The sequence below is a fragment of the Pseudomonas sp. GD03842 genome (genome assembly GCF_029841165.1).
Taxonomy (GTDB): Bacteria; Pseudomonadota; Gammaproteobacteria; order Pseudomonadales; family Pseudomonadaceae; genus Aquipseudomonas.
Window position 1 is genome coordinate 41,401 of record NZ_JAOCEA010000002.1, and the last position, 14,860, is coordinate 56,260.

The 14,860-nt window shown below is 58.0% G+C and carries 22 protein-coding genes, 1 tRNA gene and 1 pseudogene; 5 read left to right on the forward strand and 19 right to left on the reverse strand.

Annotated elements, in window-relative coordinates; translation table 11 throughout:
* Nucleotides 1-6: 6 nt before the first annotated feature.
* The 6 genes from N5D61_RS02585 to N5D61_RS02610 all read right to left on the reverse strand — a co-directional run bounded on the left by N5D61_RS02585 (nt 7) and on the right by N5D61_RS02610 (nt 3,177).
* Nucleotides 7-1,008: a glycosyl transferase family protein gene (locus tag N5D61_RS02585; RefSeq protein ID WP_279890583.1), complete on the reverse strand. Its 1,002-nt coding sequence runs from the start codon at nt 1,006-1,008 to the stop codon at nt 7-9.
* Nucleotides 1,005-1,340, reverse strand: a complete 336-nt coding sequence (locus N5D61_RS02590) for a TusE/DsrC/DsvC family sulfur relay protein (RefSeq protein WP_108239258.1) — start codon at nt 1,338-1,340, stop codon at nt 1,005-1,007. The genes N5D61_RS02585 and N5D61_RS02590 overlap by 4 nt, the downstream gene beginning before the upstream one ends.
* Nucleotides 1,337-1,636 carry a sulfurtransferase complex subunit TusB gene (gene tusB / locus N5D61_RS02595; protein ID WP_108239257.1) on the reverse strand — a complete coding sequence of 100 codons (300 nt, stop codon included), beginning with the start codon at nt 1,634-1,636 and terminating at the stop codon, nt 1,337-1,339. The genes N5D61_RS02590 and tusB overlap by 4 nt, the downstream gene beginning before the upstream one ends.
* Nucleotides 1,636-1,998 (reverse strand): sulfurtransferase complex subunit TusC, encoded by a 363-nt coding sequence (tusC, locus tag N5D61_RS02600; protein ID WP_108239256.1) that lies wholly within the window; start codon nt 1,996-1,998, stop codon nt 1,636-1,638. The genes tusB and tusC overlap by 1 nt, the downstream gene beginning before the upstream one ends.
* A 1-nt stretch (nt 1,999) precedes the next feature.
* A complete protein-coding gene (tusD, locus tag N5D61_RS02605) occupies nt 2,000-2,392 on the reverse strand; it encodes a sulfurtransferase complex subunit TusD (RefSeq protein WP_279890587.1) in 393 nt (130 codons plus the stop codon).
* 110 nt (nt 2,393-2,502) lie between these two features.
* Nucleotides 2,503-3,177 carry a Bax inhibitor-1/YccA family protein gene (locus tag N5D61_RS02610; protein WP_279890588.1) on the reverse strand — a complete coding sequence of 225 codons (675 nt, stop codon included), beginning with the start codon at nt 3,175-3,177 and terminating at the stop codon, nt 2,503-2,505.
* A gap of 266 nt (nt 3,178-3,443) precedes the next feature.
* On the opposite strand from N5D61_RS02610, the gene N5D61_RS02615 reads away from it, so the two are divergent.
* Nucleotides 3,444-3,534 (forward strand) — tRNA-Ser (locus N5D61_RS02615).
* A 128-nt stretch (nt 3,535-3,662) separates the two neighbouring features.
* Here the strand turns inward: N5D61_RS02615 and N5D61_RS02620 are convergent.
* The 10 genes and pseudogenes from N5D61_RS02620 to dcm all read right to left on the reverse strand — a co-directional run bounded on the left by N5D61_RS02620 (nt 3,663) and on the right by dcm (nt 10,618).
* The gene (locus N5D61_RS02620; RefSeq protein WP_279890590.1) at nt 3,663-4,712 is read right to left on the reverse strand and encodes a tyrosine-type recombinase/integrase; all 1,050 of its coding nucleotides are present in this window, start codon (nt 4,710-4,712) and stop codon (nt 3,663-3,665) included.
* 1 nt (nt 4,713) lies between these two features.
* Nucleotides 4,714-4,956 carry a DUF4224 domain-containing protein gene (locus N5D61_RS02625; RefSeq protein ID WP_108239252.1) on the reverse strand — a complete coding sequence of 81 codons (243 nt, stop codon included), beginning with the start codon at nt 4,954-4,956 and terminating at the stop codon, nt 4,714-4,716.
* A gap of 17 nt (nt 4,957-4,973) precedes the next feature.
* Nucleotides 4,974-5,318: pseudogene (locus N5D61_RS02630) on the reverse strand (hypothetical protein); the annotation flags it as partial.
* 577 nt (nt 5,319-5,895) lie between these two features.
* Complete coding sequence (locus N5D61_RS02635; protein ID WP_279890592.1) at nt 5,896-6,237, reverse strand: helix-turn-helix transcriptional regulator; 342 nt, start codon at nt 6,235-6,237, stop codon at nt 5,896-5,898.
* Nucleotides 6,238-6,384: 147 nt separating this feature from the next.
* The gene (locus N5D61_RS02640) at nt 6,385-7,035 is read right to left on the reverse strand and encodes a hypothetical protein (protein ID WP_279890594.1); all 651 of its coding nucleotides are present in this window, start codon (nt 7,033-7,035) and stop codon (nt 6,385-6,387) included.
* Nucleotides 7,022-7,402: an HNH endonuclease gene (locus N5D61_RS02645; protein WP_279890596.1), complete on the reverse strand. Its 381-nt coding sequence runs from the start codon at nt 7,400-7,402 to the stop codon at nt 7,022-7,024. The genes N5D61_RS02640 and N5D61_RS02645 overlap by 14 nt, the downstream gene beginning before the upstream one ends.
* A 56-nt stretch (nt 7,403-7,458) precedes the next feature.
* Complete coding sequence (locus N5D61_RS02650; protein WP_279890598.1) at nt 7,459-8,358, reverse strand: hypothetical protein; 900 nt, start codon at nt 8,356-8,358, stop codon at nt 7,459-7,461.
* A complete protein-coding gene (locus N5D61_RS02655) occupies nt 8,358-8,558 on the reverse strand; it encodes a hypothetical protein (protein WP_279890600.1) in 201 nt (66 codons plus the stop codon). The genes N5D61_RS02650 and N5D61_RS02655 overlap by 1 nt, the downstream gene beginning before the upstream one ends.
* Nucleotides 8,555-9,082, reverse strand: a complete 528-nt coding sequence (locus N5D61_RS02660; protein WP_279890602.1) for a hypothetical protein — start codon at nt 9,080-9,082, stop codon at nt 8,555-8,557. The genes N5D61_RS02655 and N5D61_RS02660 overlap by 4 nt, the downstream gene beginning before the upstream one ends.
* A 27-nt stretch (nt 9,083-9,109) precedes the next feature.
* A complete protein-coding gene (gene dcm / locus N5D61_RS02665) occupies nt 9,110-10,618 on the reverse strand; it encodes a DNA (cytosine-5-)-methyltransferase (RefSeq protein ID WP_279890604.1) in 1,509 nt (502 codons plus the stop codon).
* A 238-nt stretch (nt 10,619-10,856) separates the two neighbouring features.
* On the opposite strand from dcm, the gene N5D61_RS02670 reads away from it, so the two are divergent.
* Both N5D61_RS02670 and N5D61_RS02675 read left to right on the forward strand, forming a co-directional pair.
* A complete protein-coding gene (locus tag N5D61_RS02670; protein WP_279890606.1) occupies nt 10,857-11,069 on the forward strand; it encodes a hypothetical protein in 213 nt (70 codons plus the stop codon).
* A gap of 119 nt (nt 11,070-11,188) precedes the next feature.
* The gene (locus N5D61_RS02675; RefSeq protein WP_279890607.1) at nt 11,189-11,383 is read left to right on the forward strand and encodes a hypothetical protein; all 195 of its coding nucleotides are present in this window, start codon (nt 11,189-11,191) and stop codon (nt 11,381-11,383) included.
* 37 nt (nt 11,384-11,420) lie between these two features.
* Here the strand turns inward: N5D61_RS02675 and N5D61_RS02680 are convergent, their stop codons facing one another.
* Entirely contained in the window at nt 11,421-12,194 is a 774-nt protein-coding gene (locus tag N5D61_RS02680; RefSeq protein WP_279890608.1) for a hypothetical protein, read from the reverse strand.
* A gap of 75 nt (nt 12,195-12,269) precedes the next feature.
* On the opposite strand from N5D61_RS02680, the gene N5D61_RS02685 reads away from it, so the two are divergent.
* Nucleotides 12,270-12,464: a hypothetical protein gene (locus N5D61_RS02685; RefSeq protein WP_279890610.1), complete on the forward strand. Its 195-nt coding sequence runs from the start codon at nt 12,270-12,272 to the stop codon at nt 12,462-12,464.
* Here N5D61_RS02685 and N5D61_RS02690 read toward each other — a convergent pair whose 3' ends face one another.
* Nucleotides 12,465-13,235, reverse strand: a complete 771-nt coding sequence (locus N5D61_RS02690) for a phosphoadenosine phosphosulfate reductase (RefSeq protein WP_279890612.1) — start codon at nt 13,233-13,235, stop codon at nt 12,465-12,467. It abuts the gene before it with no gap.
* A gap of 83 nt (nt 13,236-13,318) precedes the next feature.
* Between N5D61_RS02690 and N5D61_RS02695 the strand changes: the two genes are divergently transcribed.
* On the forward strand, nt 13,319-13,957 hold the full coding sequence (locus tag N5D61_RS02695; RefSeq protein WP_279890614.1) for a DUF2971 domain-containing protein: 639 nt from the start codon (nt 13,319-13,321) through the stop codon (nt 13,955-13,957).
* 74 nt (nt 13,958-14,031) lie between these two features.
* Here the strand turns inward: N5D61_RS02695 and N5D61_RS02700 are convergent, their stop codons facing one another.
* On the reverse strand, nt 14,032-14,847 hold the full coding sequence (locus N5D61_RS02700; RefSeq protein WP_279890615.1) for a DUF2303 family protein: 816 nt from the start codon (nt 14,845-14,847) through the stop codon (nt 14,032-14,034).
* Nucleotides 14,848-14,860: the final 13 nt, after the last annotated feature.

The window sequence follows — 14,860 nt, forward strand, 5'->3', positions numbered from 1 at the left end:
AATCGACTAGATCGATTTGTTCCGGTTTGCCCAATACTGTTCGGCCCGTTCGAAGGCTTCAGCGCGCGACAATCCGAGGCCCCGAAGCGCCAAGGCCATGGTCGAGATCAATGCCAGATGCGGGTAACTGTCATCGATCTCGCCTGTCCAGACACGCAGGAGGTGTTGCGGGTCAAGGCTGGCCGGTTTCACGTGCCGACGCTCGGACAGGGCCGGCCATTCCTCGTCCCACGGCTGGCCGGTAGTGGTGCCGTAGAGGTGGCTAAGGGTGTCCGGGTTGATTTCAACTTCGCCGCCGTCGCCTTTGATCACGATGGCGTGATCTCCCAGCAGGCTGCTGGCGTCGCGGTGCACCGATTGATAACCAGGGTGGAAAATGCTCTGCAAGCCGCAGCGAGCGCCCAGTGGGTTGAGCACACGGGCCAGCGAGTGAATGGGTGAGCGCAACCCCAGTGTGTTGCGCAGGTCGATCATGCGTTGCAATTGCGGCGCCCAGTCCCCCAGCGGTATGAACGCAATGTTATGCCGCTCCAGAGCGTCATCGACGGCCCGCCAGTCGCGACACAGCTCAATGCCCACCAAACCGAGCAGTTGCTCGCTGTACAGACGGCCTGCCGTGTGCGCGCCGCCGCCATGCATCAATACTCGCACACCGTTCTGCGCCAGGCATTTGGCGGCCAGGAGGTACCATGGCAGGTGGCGCTTCTTCCCGGCATAGCTTGGCCAATCGATGTCCACCGCCAGCGGCGGGGCGGTGAGACGTTCGCGCACGGCTTCGGTGAAGCCCGCCAGTTCTTCTGCAGATTCTTCTTTATGGCGCAAAAGCATCAGGAAGGCGCCAAGCTGGGTGTCCTCAACCTTTTCGTCCAGAACCATGCCCATCGCCTCGCGTGCTTCCTCGCGCGTGAGATTGCGGGCGCCGCGCTTGCCTTTGCCCAAGATGCGGACGAACTGGGCAAAAGGATGCTCGGCTGGGGTTTCGGTGACGAGAGGTGCAAATTCGGTCATAAACAGTTAGTCGGCTTGGGCAGGCCCGCCAGCTTCGCGGCGAGTTTGGCGGGAGTGCCATTGAACAGGCGGTTCAGGTGCAGGCTGTTGCCTTTTTCCGGCCCCAGCTGTTGGGCGGTGTACTTCACCAGTGGACGGGTCGCTGGCGAAAGCTGGTACTGAGCATAGAACGCCCGCAGCACGGTCAAGATTTCCCAGTGGTCAGGCGTCAGGGCAATGTCCTCTTCCCGCGCCAGCGCCTCGGCGACATCGTGCGACCAGTCGTTCAGGTCTTCAAGGTTGCCGTCCTTGTCCAGCGCGATGGCGCGCCCATCGACGATCAGCTGCTTCATAACCACGTGTTGACCTTGTCGTAGTGCACGGCCAGCGCAACGAATGCAGGGTAGTCAACGCCGGTGGCCCAGTCAGGCAATTCCAGGCCTCGGGCCTTGGCGTCTTCATCGAGGACGAACAGGCGCAGGCTTTCCGCCTTCGCGTCCAGCATCTGACGCGCCGCAGTGGATGCGTTCAGCGCATAGGTCGCATCGCCACACAGCAACACGGCGTCTTCGTGACCCAAGATGCGAAGACAACTGTTCAGCCGGGTGTCTGCGAAGGGCGAGTGAGATAATACGTGCAAGGTCGCCATCAGATTGTGATCACCTGGTCATAACGGTCGATAAGCGCCGCGATTTCATGATCGCGCAGGATGTGCAGCGGCTCGACGTTCAAGCCAGCGCAGGCCAGGCCGCGCTCCGCCAAGCTGGTGTGGCAAGCAAACAGCTCTTCGACTCCAAACATGGCCAGCGCCTGCAGGTTGGCTGTCAGGTCTTTCTGCTGCAGGGCCCTGGCCTCTTGGGAGGGAAGAAGCTGCAACACCCCATCGTCCAGAAACAGCATGCCCAGCGGCAGGTCGAACGCACCTCCGGCCAGGGCGATGTCCAGCGCTTCCCGGGCGCTCGGGCCTGACCAGGGCGACTGGCGGCTGATGATCAACAGAGAGCGAGGCATCTCAAGGCCCTCCAAAGCTGATGAGGCGATCTGCCGCCTGGACTGCATCGTGCAACTGCCCAAGCCCGGACAATTCCCAGGGCGAGGTGAGGTTGGCGGCCGGACGTGAATAGCGCTCTGCCTCCTCTTGGTTGAGCACGCCACGTCGCAGGCCCGCCGCGATGCACACGACGGCATCCAGATGGTGGGCAGTGACGAATTCACGCCATTGTGCGGGAATGTCCTGTTCGTCCTGCGCCGTCACGACATTCGACGAAGCGCTGTGAACGCCATCCTGATAGAAGAACAGCCGCACGATCTCATGCCCCGCGGCAACGACAGCTTGCGCGAACAGCAGCGCGCGGCGGGAGGAGGGGGCATGGGCCGGTGAAAAAAGGGCAATGGCGAACTTCATGTCAGGCTCGGACAGCGGTTAGCGAGAGAGAATGGGGAACATGATAAAGAATTCAAGGAAGCTGGACAGCAAAAAGCCCGCCTAAGCGGGCTTTTTGTCGAGGGAGGCGATCAGTCGTCGCTGCTACCCATGATGCCGAAGATCTGCAACAGGCTGATGAACAGGTTGTAGATCGATACATACAGGCTGATGGTGGCCATGATGTAGTTCCGCTCGCCGCCGTGGATGATGGCGCTGGTCTGGAACAGGATGCACGCCGACGAGAACAGCACGAAGCCTGCGCTGATAGCCAGTTGCAAGCCGCTGATCTGGAAGAACATGCTTGCCAGCACCGCCGCCAGCAGGACGAAGAAACCAGCGGTGATGAAGCCACCGAGGAAGCTCATGTCCTTGCGGGTGATCAGCACATAGGCAGACAGGCCACCGAACACCAGTGCGGTCATGGCGAAGGCGGAAGAGACGACTTCAGCGCCGCCCTGCATGCCCAGGTAGCGGTTGAGGATCGGGCCGAGGATGAATCCCATGAAGCCGGTCAGCGCGAATGCCGAAACCAGACCCCATGCTGAGTCACGGAGTTTGTTGGTGAGGAAGAAAAGGCCATAGAAGCCGATCAGCACCACGAACACGTTCGGGTAACGAACGTTCATCTGCTGGGCGACGAACGCCATGATGCCACTGAAAGCCAGGGTGAGGGCCAGAAGGCCGTAGGTATTGCGCAGGACGCGGCTAACCTCTAGCTGCTCGACCTGCACGCGGTTGTTGACTGCGTAATCCTGTTCGCGCATGGCGCTACTCCTGATCGTTGAAGAATCGAGATTTGAAATCTCAAGTTGCAAAGATCATAACAGAGCCACTGGCCGAGGCGAGTCAGAGAGTTTGACAGCTTGTTTCATTACGGTATTATGGCGCCCGCAACGCATCCGGCGGTGCGGTCATGGGGTTCCAGGCCGCGGTTTCACGGCTGTCGAGGTTGGTGGCTTGAATTGTGTTTTCACGCTCATTCAATGAATTTGCGTCACTGAAAACAGCGCCTTCCGTGATCGAATGCTTCGGGAAATTGGCAGAGTGGTTGAATGCACCGGTCTTGAAAACCGGCGAACGTTAATAGCGTTCCCAGGGTTCGAATCCCTGGTTTCCCGCCACACAGATACAGAAAAGCCCTGCAGATGCAGGGCTTTTCTGTTTCCGCGGCTTGGTATTTCAAGGGCGGTTTTCCGGTCAACTTGGGAGCAGTTCCGAAACTTTTAGGGAACCAGTTCCGGAACTTTCCCTATTTCGACGGCTTCGCGGTTACACCGACTCGCCTGTAGACGCGTTTGGTGATCTCCTGTTTGGTGTGTCCCAGCAGCAGGCTGGCATCGCCAATATCGACAATTTCGGAAGCGGCCTTTGGCCGGATATCCCTGAACTGAAATCCCGCTATCTTTGCTGCCAGCATGGGATCTCCATCCTTGGTGGCCTTCTGCTGCGCTTTTTCCCGAGCTTTGTCCCACCTCAAACGCAACATACCCTTTGTCATTCGTTTTCCGTGCTTGCTGATCAGCAGGTATTTGGACGGGTGGTGTGCGTTCCGCTCCGTGATCTCCCTGATCAATCTGCCCAGGCTGTTCTCTCCTAACTCGTTCGTCAGCAAAATTCTGAGCTTTTGCTTCGTCTTACCCTGGATGACCATGAAGTAATCGCCGTCACGGTCATCGCTGCGCATGAGGATCACGTCGGCGGGCCGTTGGCCGGTCAGGTACGCCAGGTCCATCGCTTCCCTGAGCTCTGGTTCCGCCATGTCGTAGACGGCGTCCCACACAACCGCGTTAGCGTAGTAATCACGCGGAGTTTCCTTGTTCTTCCTGATGCCCTGGCACGGGTTTTCTCGTTCAGTAAGGCCCCACTCACGCGCCATGTTGAAGATATGCGACAGTAGGGCGATCTCGCGATTGGCTCGTACCTTGGCTGTCCTGGCGTCGCGGTATCCAGCAATCATCGAGGGTGTGATCGAATCTATGGGGGCTTCGTCGAAGAGCGGGCGAAGCTGTTTCAGCTCTGCACGGTTATCAACCTGCGTGCGCTTCCCCTTTTTGGGAATGATTTCTCGTTCATACCTGTCGAAAATTGCCTTCATGATTTTCAGGTCGGCCGGCTTATCCTTCGCTTCGAGCTCTGCCCATTTCACCCTGGCCTTGTCCAAGTCACTGCCCAACGGGATCTCTTTTCCGGTTGAGTCCCTGTAGTAGTACCCGATCCATACTTTGCCGGATTTGCGTAAGCGCTTGCGCCGCACTACGCCAGGCGGCAAGTCCCGATTCTCTGTGTTGCGTGGGCGCATATCAGCTCACTCGCGAGAAATCTGGCGTCCAGACCGGGCGCGCTGGTGGCGGGTTTGGATCGACCATGCCAGGCGGGAGCATGCCCAGCTTCATGCGGGCGTACTGCCGACCAACGAGCGGTCGCTTCCCGCGGCTCTCCACATACGACCACTTGCGATCATCCAGCCAGCGCCGCTGGTAGGCTCTGGCCTTATAGCCGGTAATCTCGGCAAGCTCATCATCTGAAAGAATTTCAGAATCCATGTTGGCTACCTCCGGGTCTAGGCGGGGTTGAGTGGTGGGTACTTGGCCAGCGCTTCATCGGCGACCTTCATAGCTGCCTGAGCATCGTTCACATAAGCGGGGTCGAACCCGCCGTGCAAATGGATCGTGGCCTGGCAGGCGCGCAGATTTTCGCGGGTCACCTTCAACGCTGCGGTAAGAGCCTCGCGAGCCACACCTTCAGCCCGGCCAATGTCCCAGAACCGTTTCGCCCAGTGGCCTTCGGGGGGCGGGTTCGTGTTCTGGTAACCAAAGGCCATCGCGCCTGTAATGGAGTCGCACAGATCGCGCTTGTCGGCGTTATCGCCGTCGATGCTGGCGCCCATCCGGCGCAGGTTGTTCAGCGTCGCGTCGAAGTCCTCCCGGGTGAACTCGATAACGTTTTTGCTCAGCGCGGTCACCTCGGCCTGGAGCTTGGCGTTTGCTTTCCGTAGGACGTTCACTTCTGTCTGAGCGTCATCGACGACGACCTGCGCGGCATGCCGCGCGATCCAATCGCTAACACCTTCAGCCCGGACGACACCGTTACCTTGTTGGTTCAGCAAAAATCCATAGTGCGGGATTGCGTTGATGCGATCCCAGAATTCATAACCCTCGCGGGTTTGGATGTTTCGAGACATAGCGATACCTCGCCCGCCGCACACCGGCGAGCATATGGTTAAATAGGTTTGAATTTCAGGAGGATGGATTATGGAAAAGGGTTTCAAACAACCACTATTCGTTGTGGGCATACCGCTTGTGATCTGTGGTTTTACTTTCGGGCTAATTGGCCTGATCTCGGAACGGACATTCGCCTACATGGCCCCCGGGCTGTTAATTCCTGGGTTGGTTTTCATGCTGATCGGGTGGATGCAGCGCAATAAGTGAGGCTGACCCGGCAGAAATATGTATGGTGGGGAAAAAGTCAGAGGGTGTTCCCGGTCAAGCGCTTGTGAGCAGGCGAACCAGAACGCCAACTATGACTGCTTCGACAATCCGCCGGACGAAGGCCTTTATTGAAAGTGCAAGTCGAACTGCTCGGCTGTTCATGAAGGGGCATGGTGGTGCTGACTGCTGGCTTTGTAGTGATATCTCAGTCATATCGGCATTCAGACCGAGCACTCTCTGAATCTGCTGAGCTCTGAGCGGTGCAACACGCGCTCTCCCGTTTATCATGTCGCTCAACGACTGCTGGCTTATCTCAAGATGCCGCGCTAGTTCAGTCATCGTTAACCCGCTCTCACGCATCGCCTTCTTCAAAATCTCGGGTGTCATCTGACTCATGCCGCCTCCTTGCCGCGCTGCCACCAGTGCCAGGCGCGGGCCATATAGCGGTCACGGTAGCTGCCGCTGATCATGCGCTGTTCCTGACACCACGCTACGGTGCGTTGTTGTCCTCGGCGTAGGCCTGTTCGAACTGGTCGCGACTGGTCATGGCGTCACCCGCTTGAACTCTACGACCCGGACCCACGGGTTGGCCGCCCATGCACCTCCGCCGTTGATGTAGTCCCAGAGGACTTCGAAAAGCTGCTTCGCGGTCAGCGTCTCGTCGAAGTCGGGCGCCGCACGCAAGAAGCCAACACCTTCGGCCTCAGCCTGCTCTTCGCTGATGTCCTGCAGCCTCTCGACGCGCACGTCGGCTATCTCGAGCAGGATGCGGCTGGCCCAGCGCGGCATATGGATCGAAGGACGTCCTCGGCCTTGTGTGATCATGGAACAGCCTGTTTGCCGAACCGCGCCATCTGCTGGGTAAAGGATCGGCTCGCCCTGGCTCAAGTCTCGGGGCGCGATCGAGTCCACCTGTGCATCTGCTGCCCAGGTCTCGCGTACCCACAGCCGGTCTCCGGGCTGACCATAAGGGCATTTGATCGGATGCTCAGTACCTTGGTCATCCATGCAGCTTTCGTCGAACGTATGCAGAGGAAGCCAAGACCCGTTTTCTTGTTGGTGAAGTTCGAATTGGGTATCAGCGCTACGCATGCTCGGTTTGATTTCGCGCCGCGTGACGGTCTTCCGACCTTCCAGGATGGCGCGCACCATCGGCGCCGAGAACAGGATCGGGCGTTCTTTAATGCTGGTCATTGGTCACCTTCTCGAAATAGAACACCACCGGCGCCGCCGTCTCGGCGATCAGGCCGTACGCCTTCGCAAGCCGGTAGATGGGGTGGTAGAGATTGAGGCTGTTGACGTGGCCCACCAGGAATTCTCGCCATGCTTCCAGCGGCATTTGCGACTTGCTCAGGTTGCAGGGCGCGCAGGCGGGCATCATGTTGTCGAGGTTGTGGTTCTGCGGGCGTTCGGCGTTGCCTTCCCAGCGGTGACTGGTGCCGCGCCGCACTGATTGAAGGTGGTCGGCGTGCCACTTCGGCCCAAGTTCAACACCGCAGTACGCGCAATGGCCGCCGTATTTCAGACGGACTTGCTCGCGCTCATGTTTCTTCAGGCGCACAGTTTTCTCCTACGCCGCGCATAGGCGCAGCAGGCAATGGATAGGGTGGGGAGGGGTTACTGCGGCACGCGGATGTCTGCAAGTAATCTGGCGTTTGGGGTGCCATGATCATCTTTGACGCGAACGAAGACGCGATGGACGTTGCTGTCCAGGCCATGGTTGGGCCAGACGTAATAGCCGGTCACGGTATGATCGAACCAACCGCTGTCGCCTAACTGGATCTGTACGGTGCTGCCGATCGGCGGGAGAACGTCGCCTTCGACTGGTGGTAAAGACTCATTCACCGGTGCGCTGGAATCTTCGGCAGAGGCGACGCGCACCTTCAATGCATTACGCGCGATAGAGCCATCTTCGATATATGCCGGGTCTTCTTCGTGCCAAAGAAGGTTCTCAGCTTCGCCACTTACGCTGTCCCATTTCTCGGGTTCATCAAAGTGGAAGTGCTCTTTGTCGGCGTAAAACTTCAACGCCGACTCCAGATCATCAACCCGCTGATCGGCCACCGTGAGGCGCTGCTGCAGGGCGGCGTTCTCGGCCTGGAGGCGTTCAGCTGTGGGGCCGTATGTGAGAAGCACGTCCAGAAACCGGCTGACCACCACCGCTGGCTTATGACCTTTATCGGAGAAGAAGCCCCGCCCATGCGTTGGATGACTGAGGCAGAATCCGCCGTCCGGGGTCCTTTCGATTTTCCAGCCACCTGGCGCGAAATTGGATTCATCCATTGCGGCAGGCGGACCGTATGCTTCAAGCAGTGCATCACCTTCTGGCGTGGTCTGCCACATCGCCGGGCTGCGCTGCGCTCGATCCAGAAGACCCAAATGAGTCAGCGTGTCGAGCCAATCGCGACCGATATCCACCCCATCGGCTTCGAAGTCATTGGCGCACTCGTCAAAGCGCCGCAGCTTGCTCATGACCTCATCGGCGAAAGGCGGCAGTTTCTGCAATTCTTTGTTCATTACCCCTCCTGCGGATACGTGCCCACTTCGCCCTGATCGGCGGCGTTGGCGGCTTGGATGATTTGGCGGCCGATGTCACGCGCCTGGGCTGGCGTAATCGGTCCGTACGGAAGAAGCCTCAGGGCAATAATTGGCCCGGACTCGTCCAGATTGAAGATCGTCGCTTCAACCTTGTGTGGGTTGTGATTGGGGCCGTTCATGACTGCTCACCCGTGTAGATGCGCCAGTCGACTTTCTTGCCGTTGACCAGAAAGCCCCAATTGCCCTGCCAGCGGCTGGTGATGAACAGCGTCCAGACTCCGCCGTCGCTCACCTGGTCGATGCGGTGGAATTCTCCATGTCTGAGCTCAGCGGTATCGCCAGGATTTCGCCAATACGGGATGTCGCTGTGTCCGCCAACTGTCCAGAAATGGCGCCGATCCTCCTTGTACCAGCCGCGCAAAATCACGGTGCGAGCGTTCCATGGATGATCGTGCAAGTCTCGGTCGGCGTCCGGCCGGCAGATGTGATGAATGCGGATTGACCAAGGAAACCACCACAGCTTCCCTTGATGCGTATCGCGGTCATAGGGATTGAACAGCCACCATCTGCCCATGTAGGTGTCCTTGCCATCGGCAGACATGATGTGTTGATAGGGAGTGCGCTGGGCGCGGCCGATCAGCCATTCAGCAACAGCAGGGCGCGCCAGCAGCTTGGCAAGCAGGCGCCAGATCAGGTTTTTCATTGTGGGTATCCCTGTAACCCGAGCGGGTTACTGATGAGAGAGTTGTTGAAGCAGCCGGCGCCCGATCCAACGAACGACCGGGACGGCCTTGCTGTTGCCGATGGCTTTGTAGCGCGGCCCGTCCGGGCATTCAGCGGCAGGCTTCCCGCGCCATGGAATGAGCGTGTATTCGTCGGGAAAGCCCTGCAGGCGCTCGCACTCGATAGGGGTCAGTCTTCGCACTGCAGAGCCGGATTGAAAGGCCTGAACCTCTGCCCGCGCTTCAAGTGTGTACGCATGGTCCGCTTGAACTCCTGCTCCGTCCGGGCCGCTCGCAGGATTGGTGCGAAGCGCTCCAGCCTGGATTGCATGCGTAACGATCGGCTGGCCACGACCGGTGCCGTCCTCGCTGCCGTCGAAGCCATCCGCCTTTAGCGTGTGGGTCACCTCGCCGGTTATGCACACGGCGACCTGGCCGCCGGCGTTGGCATGACTGGCGCTGTGGTTCATTGCACGCAGAGTAGGCGAGAGCGCCCCGGCGTCGGCGCCATGATCCTTGCAGCTGAACGCCAATACAGCGTTCTCCTGTCCCTGGTTACGGCCCAACGCATGGGCCAGCTCCTGCATAACGTCGGGATCCTGTGTTCCGTGCACCACGAACGTCTCGGTCTCGGCATCCATGCGTGTGCCGCCTGGGTGAGCGCTGAGTGCCGTGCTTACGTCGGTGGCCTGGCAGTTTGCGCCGCCGCCGAACACCAGCAGGGATTCTCGCGATTCGTGGTCGCCATACTGGTTCGTGGTCAGCGGAGCCGCTACGCAGGGCAGGTCGTCGGTGCTGTACCCGCCGTGCTTGCGAGCGCCGCCTGTAAGGGTGCTGGCAATGTCCGGCCCCTCGCCTCGGCGCGGCGCAGTATCCCGGCGCACGCCTTCGCGCTCAAAAAGTACCGCGGCGGGATCGAACCCGTCTCGAGCACTTGCGACAACGAACACACGGCGGCGTCGTTGGGCCAGGCCGAAATATTGGGCATCCAGAATCCGCCATGCGGCTGCTCGCGTGGGTCCATACACACAACCAGCGTCCTTCCATTTTCCCCCTGGCGGTTGAAGTTCTTCGGATTCGCCCACCAGGGCCCCGAGGAAGCAGCCGAACGCGTTGCCTTTGTCGGAGAGGACGCCGGGAACGTTTTCCCAGACAGTGACGACTTCGCGTTCGCCTCGACGGGCGCGAACATGGTCAATTGCATCTGCAAGCTCCACGTATTTGATAGTTAGGGCGCCGCGTGGGTCGGCGAGGCCTTCGCGCATCCCCGCGACACTGAAAGCTTGGCAGGGCGTACCGCCGACGAGCACCGCCGGCGCGTTGATTTTCCCGGTCAGCACCTGGATAGCGAGCTTTGTCATGTCGCCCAAGTTCTGCACGTTGGGGTAACGGTGAGCTAGCACCGCAGAGGGGAAGGGCTCGATCTCGGCGAACCAAGCCGGTGTCATGCCCAGCGGGCGCCAGGCGGCTGTCGCGGCCTCGATGCCTGAGCACACTGAGCCGTAGTCGATTTGCATGGCTGATCCTCGCCATTGGCTTGAGTAGTGAATTTCCCGCAAGAGGAAGTGCGTTCAGTGGGAGCGGAAAATCTCGTCATCACAACGAGGTGTCCTATGGATAAATCAACATTCCGCTTTGACTTGCTGAAAAAAATGCTTGAGCTGGTCCTTTTGCTTCTTCAGATAGCTAGAGAAATAGCCCGAATGCTCCACAAGTAATGGCCTACGCTTACCGCTCCACAGGGAGGGAACGGTAATGAGCGAGAACCGGGAATTGGCACTCACAGTTGCGCTTGAGGCGGTGCTCTCAGCGGCGCGAACTCTGCATGTGGATGTTGATGAATTGTGTGAAACAGCGATCAATACGCTGCTTCTGGTACCGAGCAGCGTTTCGCCTATCGTGGCTCAAGCTGTCAGCGAGATTGAAACAGCGTCGGATGCGCTGGATTACGGGGAGGGCGGTGCCTGAGTGACGCCCGTCGGCTTGTCACGCAACGATCACGACAGTGGTCTACTTTCAATTCGTTCTTTAGATGCGAAGCGTTCCCAAATCGGTATACTTACACGCCATACTGGCAAGGAGGCATCATGACCATGCACGCTCAACGCACTCATCAACTGGCACTGCTCCGTGAAGAGCTCAAGGTCTCTTCGCAGGACTACCTGAGCCATGTAAAGGCTGGGAATTTCTTCAGCCCCGAATTCAAAACGGCCACCGAGGCGCACCAGCGATCGCTGGCGAACTTCAAGAGCTTCTTGGTGAACTCGCCCAAGGCAGAGTAGCGCCGCTGTAGGAGTGGCGGTGGATGTACTGGGATGATCAGGCGCTGGCGATGATGTCGGCCTCAGCCAGTTCGCAGAAAAATGAGCAGGCAGGGATTTTCTCATTCCGCCGCACCGGGCCGTCGCCGAGCTCGCGCAAGGAAAAACGCACATTGGTCTCACGATCCCGGTGCAGGTAAGAGCCAGGCCCCAGCTCGTCTTGCACTTGGCATAACTCCTCAAACTGCTCTGGGAAGTCTTCACGGATAGCGCGGAAATAACCTTCGCCGCCTTTCGCGCATGCAATGCAGTTTGCGTTGTGGTAGCCCATCCGGTACATCATCGGCAGCTCGATTTGAGCGCGTTCGATTATGGCTTTGCAGTCATCTTTGCCCAAGCCGCGTTCAATCAGCGGAGCAATGGCAGGGCGCTCAGGGTTCCGCTCACAGAAGTCATCAAAGCGGTTGCGCTCTTCAGCGGTGAAGCCAAATACCATCACGTCACCCGGGCGCTTCCACTGATCCAGCACGCGGCGCTTGAGCAGCTTGGTGCAGCAGGCGCCGTAACGGTTCTTGATATACCTCTCACGCTTAAACACTTGGATGATGTCTGCCCCATATTTCTCGTCGCGGAGCACCGTAATCGGCTGTCCGAACCAAACCTCACATTCCACAGCAAACCGGCGGTTGTCCGGGTGCTCATTTGCAAGGTAGGCATTTACGATCACCACTTCGTGTGTGGCGCCGTACTGGGCGATAGCAAGTTTCGTTGCGACTGCTGACGCCGCGCCGCAACTGAACTGGCAGACGATGCGGGATGTTGGATCGATCATGCGGGATCCTCGCCGGTGGCGTGATTCAAATTCAGGAATGGCCTACGCTTAACGCTCCACATGGAGGAAACGGTCATGAGCGAAGACAGGGAAAGGGCTTTGATGTTGTCGCTGAAGGCGGTGCTGATCGCTGCAGGGAGGCAGGGCCTCAACGTTGATGCACTGACGGAAGCAGCCATCGACGAGTTGCTTCGGCACAAGGATTACGATTCAGCATACGTGCCAGCGGCCATCAATGAGATTGAGGTGGCTGCTGATGCGGTGGGGTGATCAGGCGGCGTCGCCGTCATAGCAGCCGCAAGGCATGTCGCCCGGTTGAGAAAACATGTCCATCTGCTGCCGGTCGGAGGTGATTAGGTCTTCCCACCGCCACCGGCGCCCGAGACCCTTTATGCGGGTCAGATCGGCGTTCCGCTCCAAGGCAATGGCGCGGTTTTGAAGATCAGCAGGAAGGGACAATATTTCCGGTACCTTTGAGTTGGGGCAGAAATAACAGCTGCTCTTACCTGGCAACGGAAGGCCCGCGGCACGTATCGATTCCACGCATTCTTCACGACCCATGTCCCACTCCAGTAACGGGTAGCGCCACTGGTACTTCTTGTTCTCGAAGAATTTGGCCCTGTGCGGTTCGCCAGCGTCGTAGCCAATACACTTCACCACCTTCAAGCCGTCCGCCCAGGCGGCGAGCGTCAGCGGATGATTGTTTGCAAACTTCTCCTGCGGCTCGATCTTGAATTTCTGTGAACAGGATTTGAAGCCATAGGCCACGCTTGGGAGCATTTTCATGCGCAGACAGTTCTCTTCGAGGGTTTCCTCGCGGCCGCCTTTCTTTACTGTGACGATGTTCGGCATGCCGCGCTCTACTAGCCAAGCGCTGAATATTTCGACGTAGGCGTAGGTTTCGGAGCGTTCGCCGCCGGTATCGGCAAAGGTAATCAGATCAACACGTTCACCGCGCCGGACCATTTCCACCAGCATGGCGGTGCTGTTGGTTCCGGCGCCGTAGCTGACCATGACGGGAGGTTTCAATATTTCGGACATGGTTGATCCTCGCCAGTGGCGTGATTTGTGGAAGTGGGGTATAGATAGCCGTTTGGATTATCGTCACAGGGAGTTGGTCAGCTATGAAAAGAAGGGTTTATCACTTCTGTAATAAGAAACACGGCCTCGAGAATATTAGGCGCAGGAGAGTAAAGGTCTCTACTTTTGATGATCTCAACGATCCCTTCGAATTGATGTGTCACCGTGCATCTGCTGGTGAACTGAAAGATTTCCTGTCTCGCATGAAGCAGCACGTGGCAAGCCTTCATGGGTTGATATGTTTCAGCAAAGAATATACAAGCCCGGTGCAGTGGGCACATTATGCGGAGCGTCATAAGGGCCTGTGTCTTGGCTTCGATATAGATAGCAAATATTTGGAAGATGTATCTTATTGCTCGGGTCGAATCGATTTTTTTAACGAAGCGGACTTAGACAAATTCGATATCATGAGGCAGCTCCGTGAGATGTGTCTCGTTAAGCATCAGCACTGGTCGTATGAACAGGAGGTACGACTTTTCGGTGATCTTGGAAAGGCTGATGAAAATGGTTTGCATTTTAAAGAATTTGACAATGAACTTGTGTTGAAGGAAGTTATAACGGGTTTCGATTGCGATGTAAGTAAGGAGGATTTGATGCAGTCGCTCGGATCGCTTTCAGATTTTGTTGAATGTTACGGAGTGGTACCCTCGGACTTTGACTTCCTGATGGTGCGCAGCCAATAGCAACTAAAGTAACAAATTTGGCTCTTGAAACAGGTCCTGTTATAAACAAAAAACAGGACCGAAATGTATCAGCATTATTTTGGGTCGAATGATCCAAGGCTCAATTGCGCCGCAGCACCGATCTTATCTTCCAACACCGCCTTGAATTCCTGCGCAATCGCTTCGCGTTGCACTTCTTCACCCACCCAACGCAGCTTCAACACCGGTACCGCCCCGCTGGTGATCACGGAAATACGCAAGGTGATCTGCTGCTCGGTCAGACCCTCGAACGGGACGGTATGGAACTGCAACGCCGTCGGCAGGGTTTCTTTACTACGCGCTTCGATCTGATCCATGGCGCTGCGGCTGGCGCTTGTGTCGCCGACAGTAGTCTCAGATTCGCTGGTAGCCTTTACGGTGATGGTTCGTACCGCCGCGATGGCCTTGGCCACCGGGATCGGGTTGCCCTCTTCGTCAATAGGCGTCAGGTACTGGTGCCAATCCTCGATCCAGTCACTGAGGTCCTTTTGGGCCAGGCGGGCACCTGCGACGGCCTGCGCAGCGGCGTAGCCGGCGGTGGCTTTCAACTTCAACACCGCGCGGTCATCGGCGTGACCAGGATCTTCAGTGGTGCCGAGGTTGAACAACACCACGCAACTCATCTCGTCCTGATTGATGAAGCCGCGCGCGCCGTCTTTGGCGCGGTCCACAACGTACGCGCTGAAATCGGCCAGAGCGTGAGTGGAGAAGGTGCCGCGAAACCGGCTGCGGCCTTCTTGGTACTTTTCCAGATCCAGCACTTTTGCGCCTTCCGGCAGCACCGCTGTGGGCGTGTAGGTCGGCAACGCCTTGCCAGTTGCTTCAAGCGCCGTGTCGGTGATGAGTTGAATAGCTTCTTTGGTCAGTGACATTCGTCATTTCTCT

Bases quoted from the DNA above. Each gene is read 5' to 3' on its own strand.
- N5D61_RS02585 (WP_279890583.1), bottom strand. From the start codon at position 1,008: ATGACCGAATTTGCACCTCTCGTCACCGAAACCCCAGCCGAGCATCCT.
- N5D61_RS02590 (WP_108239258.1), bottom strand. From the start codon at position 1,340: ATGAAGCAGCTGATCGTCGATGGGCGCGCCATCGCGCTGGACAAGGAC.
- tusB (WP_108239257.1), bottom strand. From the start codon at position 1,636: ATGGCGACCTTGCACGTATTATCTCACTCGCCCTTCGCAGACACCCGG.
- tusC (WP_108239256.1), bottom strand. From the start codon at position 1,998: ATGCCTCGCTCTCTGTTGATCATCAGCCGCCAGTCGCCCTGGTCAGGC.
- tusD (WP_279890587.1), bottom strand. From the start codon at position 2,392: ATGAAGTTCGCCATTGCCCTTTTTTCACCGGCCCATGCCCCCTCCTCC.
- N5D61_RS02610 (WP_279890588.1), bottom strand. From the start codon at position 3,177: ATGCGCGAACAGGATTACGCAGTCAACAACCGCGTGCAGGTCGAGCAG.
- N5D61_RS02620 (WP_279890590.1), bottom strand. From the start codon at position 4,712: ATGCGCCCACGCAACACAGAGAATCGGGACTTGCCGCCTGGCGTAGTG.
- N5D61_RS02625 (WP_108239252.1), bottom strand. From the start codon at position 4,956: ATGGATTCTGAAATTCTTTCAGATGATGAGCTTGCCGAGATTACCGGC.
- N5D61_RS02635 (WP_279890592.1), bottom strand. From the start codon at position 6,237: ATGAGTCAGATGACACCCGAGATTTTGAAGAAGGCGATGCGTGAGAGC.
- N5D61_RS02640 (WP_279890594.1), bottom strand. From the start codon at position 7,035: ATGACCAGCATTAAAGAACGCCCGATCCTGTTCTCGGCGCCGATGGTG.
- N5D61_RS02650 (WP_279890598.1), bottom strand. From the start codon at position 8,358: ATGAACAAAGAATTGCAGAAACTGCCGCCTTTCGCCGATGAGGTCATG.
- N5D61_RS02655 (WP_279890600.1), bottom strand. From the start codon at position 8,558: ATGAACGGCCCCAATCACAACCCACACAAGGTTGAAGCGACGATCTTC.
- N5D61_RS02660 (WP_279890602.1), bottom strand. From the start codon at position 9,082: ATGAAAAACCTGATCTGGCGCCTGCTTGCCAAGCTGCTGGCGCGCCCT.
- dcm (WP_279890604.1), bottom strand. From the start codon at position 10,618: ATGCAAATCGACTACGGCTCAGTGTGCTCAGGCATCGAGGCCGCGACA.
- N5D61_RS02670 (WP_279890606.1), top strand. From the start codon at position 10,857: ATGAGCGAGAACCGGGAATTGGCACTCACAGTTGCGCTTGAGGCGGTG.
- N5D61_RS02675 (WP_279890607.1), top strand. From the start codon at position 11,189: ATGACCATGCACGCTCAACGCACTCATCAACTGGCACTGCTCCGTGAA.
- N5D61_RS02680 (WP_279890608.1), bottom strand. From the start codon at position 12,194: ATGATCGATCCAACATCCCGCATCGTCTGCCAGTTCAGTTGCGGCGCG.
- N5D61_RS02685 (WP_279890610.1), top strand. From the start codon at position 12,270: ATGAGCGAAGACAGGGAAAGGGCTTTGATGTTGTCGCTGAAGGCGGTG.
- N5D61_RS02690 (WP_279890612.1), bottom strand. From the start codon at position 13,235: ATGTCCGAAATATTGAAACCTCCCGTCATGGTCAGCTACGGCGCCGGA.
- N5D61_RS02695 (WP_279890614.1), top strand. From the start codon at position 13,319: ATGAAAAGAAGGGTTTATCACTTCTGTAATAAGAAACACGGCCTCGAG.
- N5D61_RS02700 (WP_279890615.1), bottom strand. From the start codon at position 14,847: ATGTCACTGACCAAAGAAGCTATTCAACTCATCACCGACACGGCGCTT.